Origin of the sequence: Nocardioides aquiterrae (assembly GCF_039526625.1) — a bacterium.
In the GTDB taxonomy this organism is placed as follows: Bacteria; Actinomycetota; Actinomycetes; order Propionibacteriales; family Nocardioidaceae; genus Nocardioides; species Nocardioides aquiterrae.
This window is the reverse complement of record NZ_BAAAJE010000006.1, coordinates 14344-28610: the sequence shown is the minus strand read 5'-3', so window position 1 is coordinate 28610 and position 14267 is coordinate 14344. Positions and strand designations below refer to the sequence as shown.

Annotated in this window: 14 protein-coding genes and 1 tRNA gene; 3 read left to right on the top strand and 12 right to left on the bottom strand. The window is 72.2% G+C overall.

The genetic code is table 11. The features are described from left to right. Positions 1–30: 30 nt before the first annotated feature. From ABD086_RS06740 to ABD086_RS06710, 7 genes are all read right to left on the bottom strand, one after another. Entirely contained in the window at positions 31–825 is a 795-nt protein-coding gene (locus tag ABD086_RS06740; protein ID WP_343906713.1) for an SDR family NAD(P)-dependent oxidoreductase, read from the bottom strand. Then, positions 822–2786, bottom strand: coding sequence for an oxidoreductase (locus ABD086_RS06735; RefSeq protein ID WP_343906712.1), 1965 nt, complete (start codon positions 2784–2786; stop codon positions 822–824). Before ABD086_RS06735 ends, ABD086_RS06740 begins: the two co-directional genes overlap by 4 nt. Positions 2787–2941: 155 nt before the next feature. Further along, positions 2942–4435 (bottom strand): PucR family transcriptional regulator, encoded by a 1494-nt coding sequence (locus ABD086_RS06730; protein ID WP_343906711.1) that lies wholly within the window; start codon positions 4433–4435, stop codon positions 2942–2944. Between the two features lie 97 nt (positions 4436–4532). Beyond that, positions 4533–6005 (bottom strand): NAD-dependent succinate-semialdehyde dehydrogenase, encoded by a 1473-nt coding sequence (locus ABD086_RS06725; RefSeq protein ID WP_343906710.1) that lies wholly within the window; start codon positions 6003–6005, stop codon positions 4533–4535. Positions 6006–6070: 65 nt separating this feature from the next. Further along, positions 6071–6418, bottom strand: a complete 348-nt coding sequence (locus ABD086_RS06720) for a cupin domain-containing protein (protein WP_343906709.1) — start codon at positions 6416–6418, stop codon at positions 6071–6073. Positions 6419–6796: 378 nt separating this feature from the next. Next, positions 6797–6872: transfer RNA gene (locus ABD086_RS06715), tRNA-Thr, on the bottom strand. 150 nt (positions 6873–7022) lie between these two features. Next, positions 7023–7205, bottom strand: a complete 183-nt coding sequence (locus ABD086_RS06710; RefSeq protein WP_343906708.1) for a hypothetical protein — start codon at positions 7203–7205, stop codon at positions 7023–7025. 117 nt (positions 7206–7322) lie between these two features. Here ABD086_RS06710 and ABD086_RS06705 point away from each other — a divergent pair, with 117 nt between their 5' ends. The 3 genes from ABD086_RS06705 to ABD086_RS06695 are packed head-to-tail and all read left to right on the top strand — an operon-like array spanning position 7323 to position 9886. Then, the gene (locus tag ABD086_RS06705) at positions 7323–8270 is read left to right on the top strand and encodes a LysR family transcriptional regulator (RefSeq protein WP_343906707.1); all 948 of its coding nucleotides are present in this window, start codon (positions 7323–7325) and stop codon (positions 8268–8270) included. Then, positions 8267–8668 (top strand): limonene-1,2-epoxide hydrolase family protein, encoded by a 402-nt coding sequence (locus ABD086_RS06700; RefSeq protein WP_343906706.1) that lies wholly within the window; start codon positions 8267–8269, stop codon positions 8666–8668. Before ABD086_RS06705 ends, ABD086_RS06700 begins: the two co-directional genes overlap by 4 nt. A 27-nt stretch (positions 8669–8695) precedes the next feature. After that, a complete protein-coding gene (locus ABD086_RS06695) occupies positions 8696–9886 on the top strand; it encodes a peptidase C69 family protein (RefSeq protein ID WP_343906705.1) in 1191 nt (396 codons plus the stop codon). Positions 9887–9910: 24 nt separating this feature from the next. Here ABD086_RS06695 and ABD086_RS06690 read toward each other — a convergent pair whose 3' ends face one another. From ABD086_RS06690 to ABD086_RS06670, 5 genes are all read right to left on the bottom strand, one after another. Further along, positions 9911–11455, bottom strand: coding sequence for an alpha/beta hydrolase (locus tag ABD086_RS06690; RefSeq protein ID WP_343906704.1), 1545 nt, complete (start codon positions 11453–11455; stop codon positions 9911–9913). Then, on the bottom strand, positions 11452–12627 hold the full coding sequence (locus ABD086_RS06685) for a DNA polymerase III subunit delta' (RefSeq protein WP_343906703.1): 1176 nt from the start codon (positions 12625–12627) through the stop codon (positions 11452–11454). The genes ABD086_RS06690 and ABD086_RS06685 overlap by 4 nt, the downstream gene beginning before the upstream one ends. Further along, positions 12624–13271 carry a dTMP kinase gene (gene tmk / locus ABD086_RS06680; protein WP_343906702.1) on the bottom strand — a complete coding sequence of 216 codons (648 nt, stop codon included), beginning with the start codon at positions 13269–13271 and terminating at the stop codon, positions 12624–12626. Before tmk ends, ABD086_RS06685 begins: the two co-directional genes overlap by 4 nt. 181 nt (positions 13272–13452) lie before the next feature. Next, entirely contained in the window at positions 13453–13620 is a 168-nt protein-coding gene (locus tag ABD086_RS06675) for a hypothetical protein (protein WP_343906701.1), read from the bottom strand. A gap of 36 nt (positions 13621–13656) precedes the next feature. After that, positions 13657–14250 carry a hypothetical protein gene (locus ABD086_RS06670; protein ID WP_343906700.1) on the bottom strand — a complete coding sequence of 198 codons (594 nt, stop codon included), beginning with the start codon at positions 14248–14250 and terminating at the stop codon, positions 13657–13659. Positions 14251–14267 lie beyond the last annotated feature (17 nt).

Here is a 14267-nt window from a genome sequence, read left to right as displayed (position 1 = left end):
TGACACTGGCAGCCCCGTCGCCGGGTCCGATCAGACGCCCACGTTCTCGAGGGGGAACGCCCGCCCCGCGGTCAGCCCACCGTCGACCACGATCGCCTGTCCGGTGACGAACGCGGCGTCGGCCGAGGCGAGGAACGCGGCGACCCCGGCGATGTCGCCGGGTGAGGAGATGCGGCGCAGCGCGTGCACCCCCGCGGCCTGGGCGCGTGCGCGCTGCGGGTCGGGCTGAGCGTCGTAGAACTGCTCGAGCATGTCGGTCGAGACATAGCTGGGACAGATGCTGTTGCAGCGCACGCCCTCCGGACCGTGATCCAGCGCCATCGCCCGGGTGAGCGCGAGGACCGCACCCTTCGAGGCGCTGTAGGCGGCCAGCCCCGGCTCCGCCCAGAACCCGTCGACGGACGCGATGTTGATGAGCGCTCCGCGGGTCCGGCGTAGGTGGACCATCGCGTGCCGACTCACCAGGAAGACGCCCCGGACGTTGACCTCCATGACCTCGGTCCACACGTCGAGGCTGGTCTCCTCCACGGTGCCCTCGCGCTCCACCGCCGCGTTGTTGACGACCACGTCGAGGCGCCCGTGCCGTGCCACCACCTCCTCGACCGCCGCACGGACCTCGTCGTCGTGCGCCACGTCGACGGCCAGGTGCTCCACGGAGGCCACCGGCGCACCCGCCGGCGCCGTCCGGCTCATGCCGACCACGCGTGCGCCCTCGGCTGCGAACCGCTCGGCGATCGCGGCCCCGATCCCGCGGGAGGCCCCGGTGACCAGCGCCACCTTGTCGGTGAGCCGGCCGCCGGGGAGGCCGCTCGTCGGGCCGTTCACAGGGCGTGTCCGACCCGCATGCCCTCGAGGATCGCCTCCTCCACGGTGCGAGGCGCCACGCAGTCACCGACGGCGTGCGTCTCGGGCCTCCTGTCGGCCGGCAGGGCGGCCAGCTCGTCGGCGAGCGTGGTGTCTGGCGCCTGACCCTGGGCGAGGACCACGGCGCTGATGCCCTCCACGAGCACCGGCTCGTCGGTCAGCACATGCTGCAGATACGCGGTGTCGTCGTCGGCGCCGTACAGCCGGGTCAGCGGAGCGACCGTCACTCCCGCCATGAGCATCTGCTTGAGCATCTCGTCGCGGGTGTACTGCTGGAGCAGCTCGCCGGCCTGGTACCCGATGGTGGCGAGCGTGACGCGTCGACCGCGCTCGGCGAGCATCGTCGCGGTGCCGATCCCCACCCAGTCCCCGCGCCAGTCGGCGACCAGCACCGGGCCCGGGGGCGGGACCTCGCCCTGGATCACGTCCCAGGCCTCCAGCACGACGGCATCGTCGGTGAACTCGAACTTCGGGCGGTAGGGCTGTGCTCCCGTCGCGATCACTACTGCGTCGGGCGCCTGCTCCGCGACGAAGGCGGCGTCGACCCGCACTCCGGTCGCAATCTTGACGTTGCTGCGCGCCGCCTCGTTGACGAGGTTCGTCACCGCTCCCCCGAACTCCGCACGCCCGGGGAGCCGCTCGGCGAGCAGCACCTGTCCGCCGACCCGCCGACCCGCCTCGTAGACGGTGACCCGGTGGCCGCGCTGGGCGGCGACCACGGCCGCCTTGAGCCCGCCGGGCCCGCCTCCGACCACCATCACCTCGCGCGGCTCGCGAGCGGGGACCTTGAGGTCGTACAGCAGCTCGCGCCCGGTCTCGGGGCGCTGGATGCACGAGATGGGGTAGCCCGCGTGGAAGTGCCCGATACACGCCTGGTTGCAGCCGATGCAGGCACGGATGCTGTCGAACTCCTCCCGCGCGGCGAGGTTCGGCATCTCCGGGTCGCAGATCAGGGCGCGGGTCATGCCGATCGCGTCGGCTTCCCCGCGCTCGAGGACCAGCTCGGCGTCCTGGGGCTGGTTGATCCGCCCGGCCACGATGACCGGCACCGACACCCGCCGCTTCACGCGTGCGGACAGCGGAGTGGTGTAGCCCGGCTCCCGTGCCATCGTCGGCACGATGTGGTCCGACCCGGCCAGGCTCGCCGAGCTGCCCCGGGTCACCGAGACATAGTCCAGCAGGCCCGCCCCGTCCAGCGTGGCCAGCGCCTCGAGGGCGTCGTCGGCGGTCAGGCCGTCGGGGCCGTCCTCGCCGATGCTGATCCGCACGCCGACGGCCATCTCGCCGCCCGTGCGGCGCCGAACCGTCTCCAGCACCTCCCGTAGGAACCGCAGGCGGTTCTCGAAGGACCCGCCGTACTCGTCGGCGCGCAGGTTGGTGTCAGGACCGAGGAACTGGGCGGGGAGGTACCCGTGCGACGCAACGATCTCGACGCCGTCCAGGCCGGCCGCCTGCAGGCGCTGCGCGGCCGCCCCGAATCCCTCGATCACCTCGCGGACGAGGCCGATCTCCATGGCCCGCGGGAAGACCCGGAACCGCTCGTTCGGGACGGCCGAGGCGGCGTACGAGACACCCAGCGACCCGTCCGCACTCTCCATGACCTCGCGCCCACCATGGAAGAGCTGGGCGTAGACGAGGCTTCCGTGCTCGTGACCCACGTCCGCGAGCCGACGGTATCCGGGGATGCACTCGTCGGTGTGGGCCATGAGGGCGTGCGAGGTGTACCTGGCGCTCTCGTGCACCCCGCCGACCTGCAGCACGATGAGTCCCGCGCCGCCGGCGGCACGAGCAGCCTGATAGGCGACCAGCTGGTCGGTGACGAGCCCGTCCGCGATCATGACCGTGTCGTGCCCGGTGGACACGATCCGGTTCTTCAGCTCGGTGGGTCCGATCCGCAGGGGCGTGAACAGTCGGGTGAGCATGGGGACCACTTTCTGGCAGGACAACAATAATACGAAGATATGGGATGAAGCCGCGCTTCACCCGCGGATCGCCACTCGAGTTTGCGGTCGGCAAGACGGCGCAGGAAGCGTCCGGCAGTTCGAATCGACGCACGCGATTCAGACCGCCGTACGACTCACGCGGTTTCGCGAGTGATGCGGCGGGCGACGAGCGCCATCCAGAACATCGCGATGTCGGCCGAGCTCCTCGTGCTCCGGCCGGTCAGCGTCTCGATCTTGCGCAACCGGTAGCCCAGCGTCTGTCGATGGATCATCAGGCGCCGGGAGGTCTCCACCCAGCTGCGGTCGGTCGACAGGTAGACCTCGAGGGTGTTCACCAGGTCCGAGCCGTGCGCCCCATCGTGCTCCAACAGGCTGCCGAGGATCATCCGGGTCGCGAAGTGGGCGTCGGCCAGGGTCCGCGGCAGGAAGAGCGGGGCGGCTGTGGTGTAGTCGGCGATTCCGCCACCACCCGCGTGCGCCGCCTGCAGCGCCCACAAGGCCTGTCGGGTGCTGTCACCGAGGTGTTGCAGAGACGAGCTCGGGGCCGAGATGCCCAGGGCCGGCACGTGGGGCCTGAGCAGCTCGACGGCCTCCGCCGCGGCGGCGGTCGGGGCCATCAGGAAGCCGTGCTCGCCCCACTCGCAGGACAGGTGGGGCAGGGTCGTGTCGCCCATCAGGAGCCGCACCGTCGGCAGGTGTGCCGCGTCGAACCCCATGACCGTCGAAGACTCCACCTCCGCCAGCCCGAACTGGCGCAGGCTCAGCTGGGCCGCGTCGAGCCCCAGGGTGCCCTGGATGAACTGGCGAAGGATCTCGCCCCCGTCGAGGTCGGCACGCTCCCGGTCGCGCGTGATCCGTTCGACTTCCATCGCGATCAGGCTCTGGGCATGCAGCAGCACGAAGACGTCGAGGTCGACCTCCCCGGGGCCCTCGGCGACCAACATGCACGCGCGGTGGGTCGACAGGGCCAGCGCGGTCGCCGTCACCGCACCGTCGGACTCCAGGCTGATCCGCGCAGGCAGGCGGTCGAGCTGGCCGCTCAGCCGATCAGCCAGCTCCTCGACGACCCCGCGGGCCAGGGGCGGGCCCTCGCGCATCACCTCGCTGGCGTACCGCACGTCCACGACGTGGAGACGGTGCCCGAGCTCCGCGGACAGCCGGCTCAGGAGGGACTCGTCGCCGAACGTGGCCGTCCGGGCGAGCTCGTAGAGCCGGCTCAGCCGGGCGATCCGGCGGATCTGGCTGCTCTGGCTGGCCAGCGCCACCGTGCGCCCCAGGGCCGCGAAGGGGATCGTGTGACTCACCCCGATCACCGGGAACGCGAGCCGATCCGCCTCCTCCGCCATGGCCGCCGAGATCGGCGGCGCCTTGAGGTCGTCACCGATCGCGACCCCCGCGACACCGTGCTCGTGCAGCCGCCGCACGAAGCGGACCTGTCCGGCGTCGTCGCGCGGCACGCACATGCCGACGGTCATCAGCAGCTCGTCGGCGCCGACCCAGTTCCAGGGGTCGTCGAGCTCGCAGGAGTGCGCCCACACCACCCGCCGGCGTCCGCCGTCGGCGCCGGCGATCACGGTGCAGCCGAGCTGCTCCATGGCCACCAGGTCGTCGATGGTCAGGCCAGACATACGTTCACCTCAGGGGGGTCGCGGGGCCGAGGGCAATGCCGTCCGCCGGCGTCGGGCAGCGTACCCAGACCCGCCCGACAACGCGGGGCATCCCGAGTCAGCCGGGGATCAAGGTGTACTTCGAGGCGAGGTACTCCTCGATTCCTTCGACCCCGCCCTCGCGGCCGATTCCTGACTGCTTGACGCCGCCGAAGGGAGCCGCCGCGTTGGACACGACCCCGACGTTGAGCCCCATCATCCCGGTCTCGAGCCGGTCGATCATCCGCGTGCCGCGAGCGAGGCTCTCGGTGAAGACGTAGCCGACCAAGCCGTACTCGGTGTCGTTGGCCAGTCGCACGGCCGCGTCCTCGTCGTCGAACTCGACCACCGTGACGACCGGCCCGAAGATCTCCTCGCTCAGGATCGCGCAGTCGAGCGGCACGCCTCGCAGGACCGTGGGCAGATAGAACGCGCCCCCGCCCTCGGCCCGGGCACCCCCGGTGAGGATCTGGGCGCCCCGGGCGACGGCGTCCTGCACGAGCTCGTCGACCTTGCGGGCCGCCTCGTCGTTGATGAGCGGACCGACCTCCACCTCCGGGTCCGTCCCGCGGCCGATTCGCAACCCAGCAACCCGCTCGGCGAGCCGGGCGGTGAACTCGTCGGCCACGGACCGGTGGACGATGAACCTGTTGGCCGCCGTGCACGCCTGACCGATGTTGCGGAACTTCGCCTGCAGAGCACCCTCCACGGCCTTGGGCAGATCGGCATCCTCGAAGACCAGGAACGGCGCATTGCCGCCGAGCTCCATCGACGTTCGGAGGACGTTGTCGGCTGCCTGTCGCATCAGGATCTTCCCCACCCTGGTGGAGCCGGTGAAGCTGACCTTGCGCAGCCGGCGGTCGGCGATCAGCGCCTCGGAGACCGCCGGTGCCTGCCGGGTCGTGATGACGTTGAGGACGCCGGGCGGCAGGCCCGCCTCCTCGAAGAGACCCGCCAGGAACAGCGTCGTCAACGGCGTGAGATCGGCCGGCTTGATCACCACCGTGCATCCGGCCGCCAACGCCGGCGCGATCTTGCGGGTCGCCATGGCGAGCGGGAAGTTCCACGGCGTGATCAGGTAACAGGGACCTACCGGGCGCTGCGAGACGACCATCCGTCCCGTCCCTTCGGGGTTGCCGCCGTAGCGGCCGCTGATTCGAACGGCCTCTTCGGAGAACCACCGGAGGAACTCGCCGCCGTACCCGACCTCACCCCGCGCCTCGGCCAGCGGCTTGCCCATCTCGAGAGTCATCAGCAGCGCAACCTGGTCCGCTCTCTCGTGCAGCAGTTCGAAGACCGCACGCAACATCACGGATCGCTCGCGGGGGCTCGTTCCCGCCCAACCGGCGGACGCCGCATCCGCGGCGTCGAGGGCGGCCAGAGCGTCCGACACCCCGGCGTCAGCCACCTCGGCCAGGACGAGGCCCGTGGCGGGGTCACACACGGGAAACGTCGCCCCTCTGGCCGCAGCGACCCAGCCGCCCCCGATGAACAGCCCGGTCGGCAAGGCGTCGAGCAACACCGACTCGGCGGCTGGGACCAGGGCAGTCATGGGCGAATCACCTCAGGGTGGCGGACGCCGTTGCGGGCGAACGGCGGGAAGAGCGGAAGACGAGATCAGGCGTCGACGGAGACGACGGCGTAGCACTTCACGATGGTCTCCTCGACCACCCAGCGTCCTGCCCAACCCTCCTCGAGGACGGCGACGGACCCGGGCCGGAGGTGGGTGACGGTCCCGTTCTCGTGGATCAGGCGGCCCCGACCCGATGCGATCGTCACCGCCTCGACGTAGCCCTGGTGAACCGTTGTGAACTCACCGGGCGAGATCTGCCAGAGGCCCAGCTCACTGCGCTCGTCCTTGTGCAGCACCACGGTGTTGGCCCGCGGGGAGCCCGACAGGACCCTCTCGGGGGCGATGGGCTGGGCTTCGGGCCAGGCCACGTCGTCGAGGTGAGTGGTGATCACGGTGGTGCCTCCTGGTGGTGGGTGCGCGGTGCGCGCGCATCAAGTCACGAGGGTCGGTTGCCGGCGTGCCCCCAGAAGCGACCTTAGGAGGCTGCCTCGCCTCCTTGTACTAGCCGTCGTTATGAATCGATGCGCCTGTTCCATCCGGCAGTACCAGCGCACCAAGCGCATGGCCCGCCGGGCGGGCGGAGACCCCCACCTCGCGCTCCCAGGGCAGGGGTGCGGTGCCGAGGTGAAGTCCGCGACCCACCGCCGGTCGGGGGCCGGAGGGATGACGTCGCGGTCCAGCAGGCGGCCGGCGCGGTGGCGTCCCTGGCCGGTGGTAGAGCAGGAGCCCGGGCCTCCGTCGAGGTGGACCCGGGCTCAGACAATTTGAAGTGGAGCCGCCTGTCGGAATCGAACCGACGACCTATTCATTACGAGTGAATCGCTCTACCGACTGAGCTAAGGCGGCGCGCTGCCCGGCTCCGGACGGGGTCCGGCCCGGGCAACCCGAGGAAGTATACGGACGCCGGTCCGGTGCGCGAAAATGGCACCGGGACCGGCGTCCGGAACTCCGGGAGGGACGGCGAACGCGACTACGCCGCACCTCCGCCGGAGCGTCTCAGGCGGCCAGCGTGACCTTCGAGGCGGAGGTCGCCTTGCGGCCGGTGACCAGGGTCTGCTCGGCGCCGCACCAGCAGGTGAAGCGCACGACGATGCCATGGTCGGTGTTCGCCATGCCCGTGACCTGGCTGGGGAAGATCAGCTGGCGCTTCGCGCAGGCGGTGCAGTGGTGGTCGAACATCGGTGACCTCCCTCGAGGTGGGCTGACGGTGGGTGCACCACCATGGTTCAACACCGGTAGCCATAGGGGTAGCCTTGCTTTCCTTCGGAATCTCTAGGATTTCCCTATAGTGATCCGATGTTGTCGCTGCACCAGCTGACCTGCTTCCTCGCGACCTACGAGCACGGGTCGCTGACCGCCGCGGCCGAGGAGCTCGGGTACGCCCAGCCGTCGGTGTCGGAGCAGATCCGGGCGTTGGAGAAGTCGCTCGGGGTGCAGCTGTTCCGCCGGGTCGGGCGCGGCGTCGTCCCGACGACGGTCGCGGACTCCCTGCGACCCCACGCGGAGCGGGTGCTGGCCGCCGTCGACGAGGCCCGCCGGGCGGTGCAGAGCGTGAAGTCGTTCGAGACCGGCACGATCCGGTTCGGGATGTTCGGCATCGCCCGCCTGTACGCCGGGGCGGGGCTGATCGCCGACGTGCTGGCCCGGTACCCGGGCGTGCGGGTCGAGCTGATCGGCCAGAACTCCATCGAGGTCGCCGAGGACCTGCGCCGCGGGCGCCTGGAGGCGGCGATGCTCGCGGTCTCCACCGTCGCCAGCGAGGGACTGACGATCACCCCGGTCGCCCGCGAGGAGCTGGTGTTCGTGAGCGCCGACCCGACCCGGCTCGCGTCCCCGGTCACCGCCCGCCGGCTGTCGCAGGCCTCGCTGGCGATGCCGGAGACGACGTTCCGGGCCCAGGACTCCACCCGCCAGACGCTGCGCCAGATGCTGCACGAGACCGGACGCAACCCGCACACCCGGATCGAGGTCGAGGACATCGAGACCGCCGTGGAGCTGGTCGGCATGGGGTACGCCGACACGGTGATCCCCAAGGGCGCCGCCGCGCAGCTGCTGCCCCGGCTGGCGCCGGGCGCCGGGTGGGTGTCGCTGCGCCCGCGCCAGTACGACACGTTCGCGATCGTGCACCGCACCGGCGCCACGCTCTCGCCGGCCGCGCGGCTGATGATCGAGCTGGCGACCCGACGGATCCAGGACATCGCCGAGCCCATCGCCCCCCGGGGCGGCGCTACCGTCGAGGCATGACCGCACCCACATCGGCCGAGACCGTCGTCCGCAGCTTCCTCGAGCACCTCGCCCGCAAGGAGACCGACGCGGCGCTCGCCCTCCTCGACGACGAGGTGGTCTGGCGCAACACCGGGCTCCCGGCGTTCGAGGGCAAGCGGGTGCACGCGATGCTCCGCGACATGGAGAAGCGCGGCGTCGGCTTCGAGGTGCGTTGGAAGCACGTGGCCGCCGACGGCGACACCGTGCTCACCGACCGCACCGACGTGATCGGCATGGGCCCCTGGGAGACCTCGTTCAGCGTCCGCGGCACCTTCGAGGTGCGCGACGGGAAGATCGTGCTCTGGGACGACGCGTTCAGCTGGCTGGAGCTGCTCGGCTCCGGCGTGGTCGGACTGGCGCGGATCCTCACCAGGTAGCACCCGCGGAGCCCTAGGCTGCGCAGCGTGTGCGACACCTTCGTGCTGCGGGTCGACACCGGCATGGTGCTGGCCAAGAGCTCCGACCGCGACCCCAACGAGGCCCAGCTGTGGGAGTGGACGCCGGCCGCCGGCCACGAGCCGGGCGCGCGGGTGCGGACGACGTACGTCGACCTCCCGCAGGTCGCCCGCACGCACGCGACCGTCGTGTCGCGGCCGTGGTGGATGTGGGGCGCGGAGATGGGCGCCAACGAGCACGGCGTCGCGATCGGCAACGAGGCGGTGTTCACCAAGGAGCCGACCAGCCTCGAGCCCGGCCTGCTCGGCATGGACCTGCTCCGCCTGGCGCTGGAACGGGCGACGTCGGCCGACGCGGCCGTGGAGACGATCGTCGCGCTGCTGGAGGAGCACGGCCAGAGCGGCCGGTGCAGCGCGGAGCACCCGAAGTTCACCTACCACAACAGCTTCCTGGTCGCGGACCGCGACGGCGCGGTGGTGCTCGAGACCGCGGGCCGGCACTGGGCGACCGAGCGGGTCACCGGCGCCGCCCGGAGCATCAGCAACGGGCTCACGATCCCCGGCTTCGCCGAGCGGTACGCCGACCGGCTGCGCGGCCGGGTCGCGTCCTGCGACACCCGGCAGACGCTGACCCAGACCCGCGCCTCGACCGCGTACGGCGTCCGCGACGCGATGCGCATCCTCCGCGACAACGGCACCGGGGGCGGGCCGCGGTGGTCGCCGCTGACCGGCTCGATGGTCGGGCCGAACATGCACGCCGGCGGGCTGCTCGCCTCCAGCCAGACCGTGTCCTCGTGGATCAGCCACCTCGGCACCGGGGTGCACTGGTCGACCGGCTGCGCCGACCCGGCGTTCGCACCGTTCGTGCCGCTGCGCGTCGACGACCCGGTCGGTGAGGACGCCTACCCCACCACCGGCGTCGACAACCGGCGCGACGACCGGTCGCTGTGGTGGCGGCACGAGCGGCTGCACCGGCGCGCGCTGCGCGACTGGGCGCGCGCCGAGGCCGTGATCGCCGCCGACCGGGACCGCCTCGAACGCGCGTGGGTCGCCGACCCGCCCTCCACCGCGGAGGCCCTCGCCACCGGCGACCGGGTCCGCGAGCGCTGGTGGCCGGCCGTCGAGCAGGTCACCCGCCGCGACGCGCGGCCCCGGTGGCTGCGCCGCCGCTGGGAGTCGTTCGAGAGGGCGGCCGCATGAGCCGAGCCGAGGTGCTGGCGCTGCTCAGCAGCTGAGCCCGTCCTCCGGCACGGTGCCGTCGATCAGGTAGTCCTCGACGGCGCTGTCGACGCACGCGTTGCCGGCGTTGTAGCCGGTGTGGCCGTCGCCGTCCCGGCTGACGAGCACGCCCGAGTCGAGCTGGTCGGCGAGGTGCACCGCCCACTCGTACGGCGTGGCCGGGTCGCGGGTCGTGCCGATGACGACGATCGGCGGCGCGCCCTTCGCGTCGACGTGCCGGTCGTGCTCGGTCGCCGTGACCTGCATGCCCCCGCAGGTGGTCAGGCCCCAGGCGAAGACCCGCCCGAACGTCGGCGACGCCTGCTCGAAGTCCGGCACGTTGGCCGGCACCCGGCTCGCCGGGATCGCGTACGGGTCGTCGAGGCAGTTGATGGCGTACTGCGCCTCGGTGCTGTTGTCGGTGTAGCCGCTCGGCCCGCGGGAGTTGTACAGGTCCGAGAAGCGGAGCAGCAGCGTGCCGTCGCCGTCCAGGCCGGCCTTCAGCGCCTGGTCGAGGTAGGGCCAGTAGTCGCGGTTGTAGAGCGGGAGGACGACGCCGTAGAAGGCGTTGCCGACCTGCAGGGTGCGGTCGGCCTCCGAGGTCGGGAGCGGCTCCGCGTCCACCTGGTCGAGGAACGACCGGATCCGGGCGAGCCCGGCGTCCACGGTGTCGCCGAGGTAGCAGTCGCCCCCGGCGACGCAGTCCGACACGTAGGCGCGCAGCGCGGTCTCGAACCCGGCGGCCTGCTCGAGGCTGAGCTCGCGCGAGCTGATCGACAGGTCGACCGCGCCGTCGAGCACCAGCCGGCCGACCCGGTCCGGGAACAGGTCGGCGTACGTCGCACCCAGCTTGGTGCCGTACGACGCGCCGAAGTAGTCCAGCTGCGCCTCGCCGAGCGCCGCGCGCAGCACGTCCATGTCCCGGGCCGCCTCGACCGTGGTGACGTGCGCGGCCAGCTCGCCGGAGCGCTCCGGGCACCCGCGGCCGAACGCGTCGACCCAGTGCAGGTACTGCGCGGCCTCGGCGGCCGTGTCGGGGTCGGGGTCCTCGGCGACGTACTGGTCGAGCTCGTCGTCGGTCAGGCAGTCGACCGGGTCACTGTCGCCGGTGCCGCGCGGGTCGAAGCCGACGACGTCGAAGGCCCGGGTGATCGGGTCTCGGAAGACCGACGACGCGTTGGCGGCGTAGTCGGTGCCGGGAGCGCCGGGGCCTCCGGGGTTGACCACGAGCGAGCCGATCCGGTCGCCGGTCGCCGGGACCTTGAGCAGCGCCAGGTCGAGGGTGTCGCCGTCGGGGTGGTGGTAGTCGAGCGGGACGGTCAGCGTCGCGCAGAGGTCGCCGTCGCGGCACGACGACCAGGACAGCCGCTGGGAGTAGAACGTGGCCAGCGCGGGCCGCGGCGGGTCCTGGGCCCCCGGCTCGGGAGTCGTCGACTGCGCCGGTGGCGACGACGGCGAGGTGCCGGTGTCGTCGAGCGCCACCAGGGCCGCCACCGCGCCGGCGCCCAGGAGCAGCGCGAGCACCAGCAGCCCGACGACGAGGCGCTTCACCGGGTGCGCGCCTCGGGGGCGACCAGTGCCACCATCATCGACTCGAGCGCGAGCGCCGGCTGGACGTTGAACTCGAGCATCTGCTCGCGGGCCTCGAAGATCGCGGAGATGCGCCGCAGGTTGGTCTCGGGCGAGGACACCCGGGCCAGCAGCTCGACGTCGCCGCGGATCTCCTCGTTGACCAGCCGGCCGGGCGCGCCGGACGCCACCGCGATCGCGTCGCGGTAGACCGACACGAGGTCCATCAGCCCGCGGTCGACGACGTCGAGCTGGCGACGCTTGGCCCGCCGCTTCTGGTCCGTCTCGAGGTCGCGGAGGGCGGGGGCGTACTCCCGGGGGCGGCGGCCGCGCTCGACCACGCCGTACGCCGTGTCCAGCTGGGCCTTCTCGCGCGCGTCGAGCTCGGTGGTGATCGCGTCGGCCTCCTCCTTGGTGACCTCCGTGAGCCGCGCCGCGGCCTGCATGCAGCGGCCGAGCGAGGTGAGCTGCGCGGGGATCGCGACCACGTCGCGGCGCCGGTTGCGGGTCTGCTCGTCGCGGGCCAGTGCACGAGCGCGGCCGATGTGGCCCTGACTGGCGCGGGCGGCGTACGACGCGAGCGCGGTGTCGACGCCGTCGGTGCGGACCAGGAAGGCCGCGACGTCCTCGGCGGTCGGCGTCGTCAGGCTGACCAGCCGGCAGCGGGAGCGGATGGTGGGGAGCACGTCCTCGACCGTCGGGGTGCAGAGCATCCACACCGTCCGCTCGGCCGGCTCCTCGATCGCCTTGAGGAGCGCGTTGAACGCCTGCTCGGTGACCCGGTCGGCGTCCTCGACGATCACGACCTGCCAGCGCGGGCCGACCGGCGCGAGCGCGGAGCGGCGGACCAGCTCACGCACCTCCTTGACGCCGATCGACAGGCCCTCGGTCCGCACCACCGACACGTCGGCGTGCGAGCCCGCGAGCACGGTGTGGCAGGCGTGGCAGGTGCCGCAGCCGGGCGGGTCCTGCTCGCACTGGAGCGCGGCGGCGAACGCGATGGCGGCATTCGACCGGCCGGACCCCGGCGGCCCGGTGAACAGGAACGCGTGGCTCATCCCGTGGCCGGCGGCCGCGGTCCTGAGGGTCTCGATGACCTTCTGCTGGCCGACCAGCCCGTCCCAGACGGTTCGCGAGTCCCGTACGGCGGTCATCGGCGCACCGCCTGGGCGAGCAGCGGCCGCACGGCGTCGCTGACCTGCGCGGTGATCTCGTCGACGTCGGCGCGGGCGTCCAGGACCAGGTAGTGGTCGGGGTCGGCCTTCGCCATGCGGAGGAAGCCCTCCCGGACCCGCTGGTGGAACTCCAGCGACTCGCCCTCGATGCGGTCGCGCTCCTCGAACCGGCCCAGGCCGTGCTCGGGCTCGAGGTCGAGCACCACGGTGAGGTGCGGGCGCAGGTCATGGGTGGCCCAGCGCGCGACCTGTTCGACCTCGTCGAGGTCGAGGGCGCGGCCGGCGCCCTGGTAGGCCAGCATCGAGTCGACGTACCGGTCGGTGATCACGACCTCGCCGCGGTCCAGGGCGGGCTGGACCACGGTGTCGACGTGCTCGGACTTGTCGGCGGCGTACAGCAGTGCCTCGGTGCGGTCCGAGATCTCACCGGTCTCGGGGCTGAGCACGATCGTGCGCAGCTTGCGCCCCACCTCGGTGTCGCCGGGCTCGAAGGTGAGCAGGGCGACGTACCCCTCCTGCTCCAGCCAGTCGGCCAGCCGCTGCGACTGCGTGGACTTGCCGGAGCCCTCGCCACCCTCGAAGCACACGAACACCCCGGACTCGGCGTACGTCGCGGTGCTCACGCGGAGAACCTACGGGGCGGCACCGACGGTTTCCACCGCGGGGCCTCCAGCGCCGAGTCGGCGCCAGTGCAGGTCGTCAGGGCGCCGACTCGGCGCCAGTGCAGATCCCACGTCTGCAGTAGCGCCGACTCGGGCGCCGTACGGCCAGCAGTAGCGCCGACTCGGCAGGGAGCGCCGCCCGTCAGCGCACGAGGACGGGGGCGGAGTCGCCGTTCTGCGGGTCGATCTCGCCCGTGTCGTCGCCCCCGGCCGCCCAGGCGACGACCAGGTAGGCCAGCAGCACCACGACGATGATGCCGAGGACGACGAGGCCGACGGCCTTGTAGCGGGAGGTCTGGGGATCGGACATGCCCGGCCGTACCCGATCCGCACGCGCGGGATGCCGTCAGGACGACCCGGCGACCTCGAACCCCCCGACCAGCGTGACCGGCGGCAGGCCGATCTCGCTGGCCAGCGTCGCGCTGACGGTGAAGGCCAGGGCAGGCTCGGGGTCGCACGTGGCCTCGAGGACCGTGATGCTGCCGGTCGCGCCCTGGAGGGAGGCGTTCAGCTCGTTCTGGTCCTGCGCGTCGACGCCGAACACGGTGACCTCGGAGGTGGTCCCCTCGGCGGACTCGCCGGCGGTGAGCGGGAGCTCGTACCAGCCGGAGACACCGGGTTCGGCCTCGACGTAGAAGAACGGCTCCCGGACCCGTCCGCGCGACCACCGCAGGTCCGTGACGTCCTTCGGCGCGGTCAGCCGCACCACCTCGACCGACTCGTCCTCCTGGGAGGGTCGGCAGCCCACCACGGCGTCGTGGAGCTCGAAGACCTCGCCCGTGCTGCGGGTGACCAGCAGCCCGTCGTGCACGGTCGGCTGGTCCTCGGCGCGGTGCAGGGTCGGGCCGTCGGTGGCGTCCGGCTCGCCGGTCCCGTCGCACCCGCCCACGGCGAGCGCGGCGGCCAGGGCGGCCGCGACCACGAGACCACCTCGGGACATGCGCCGAGTATGTCGCG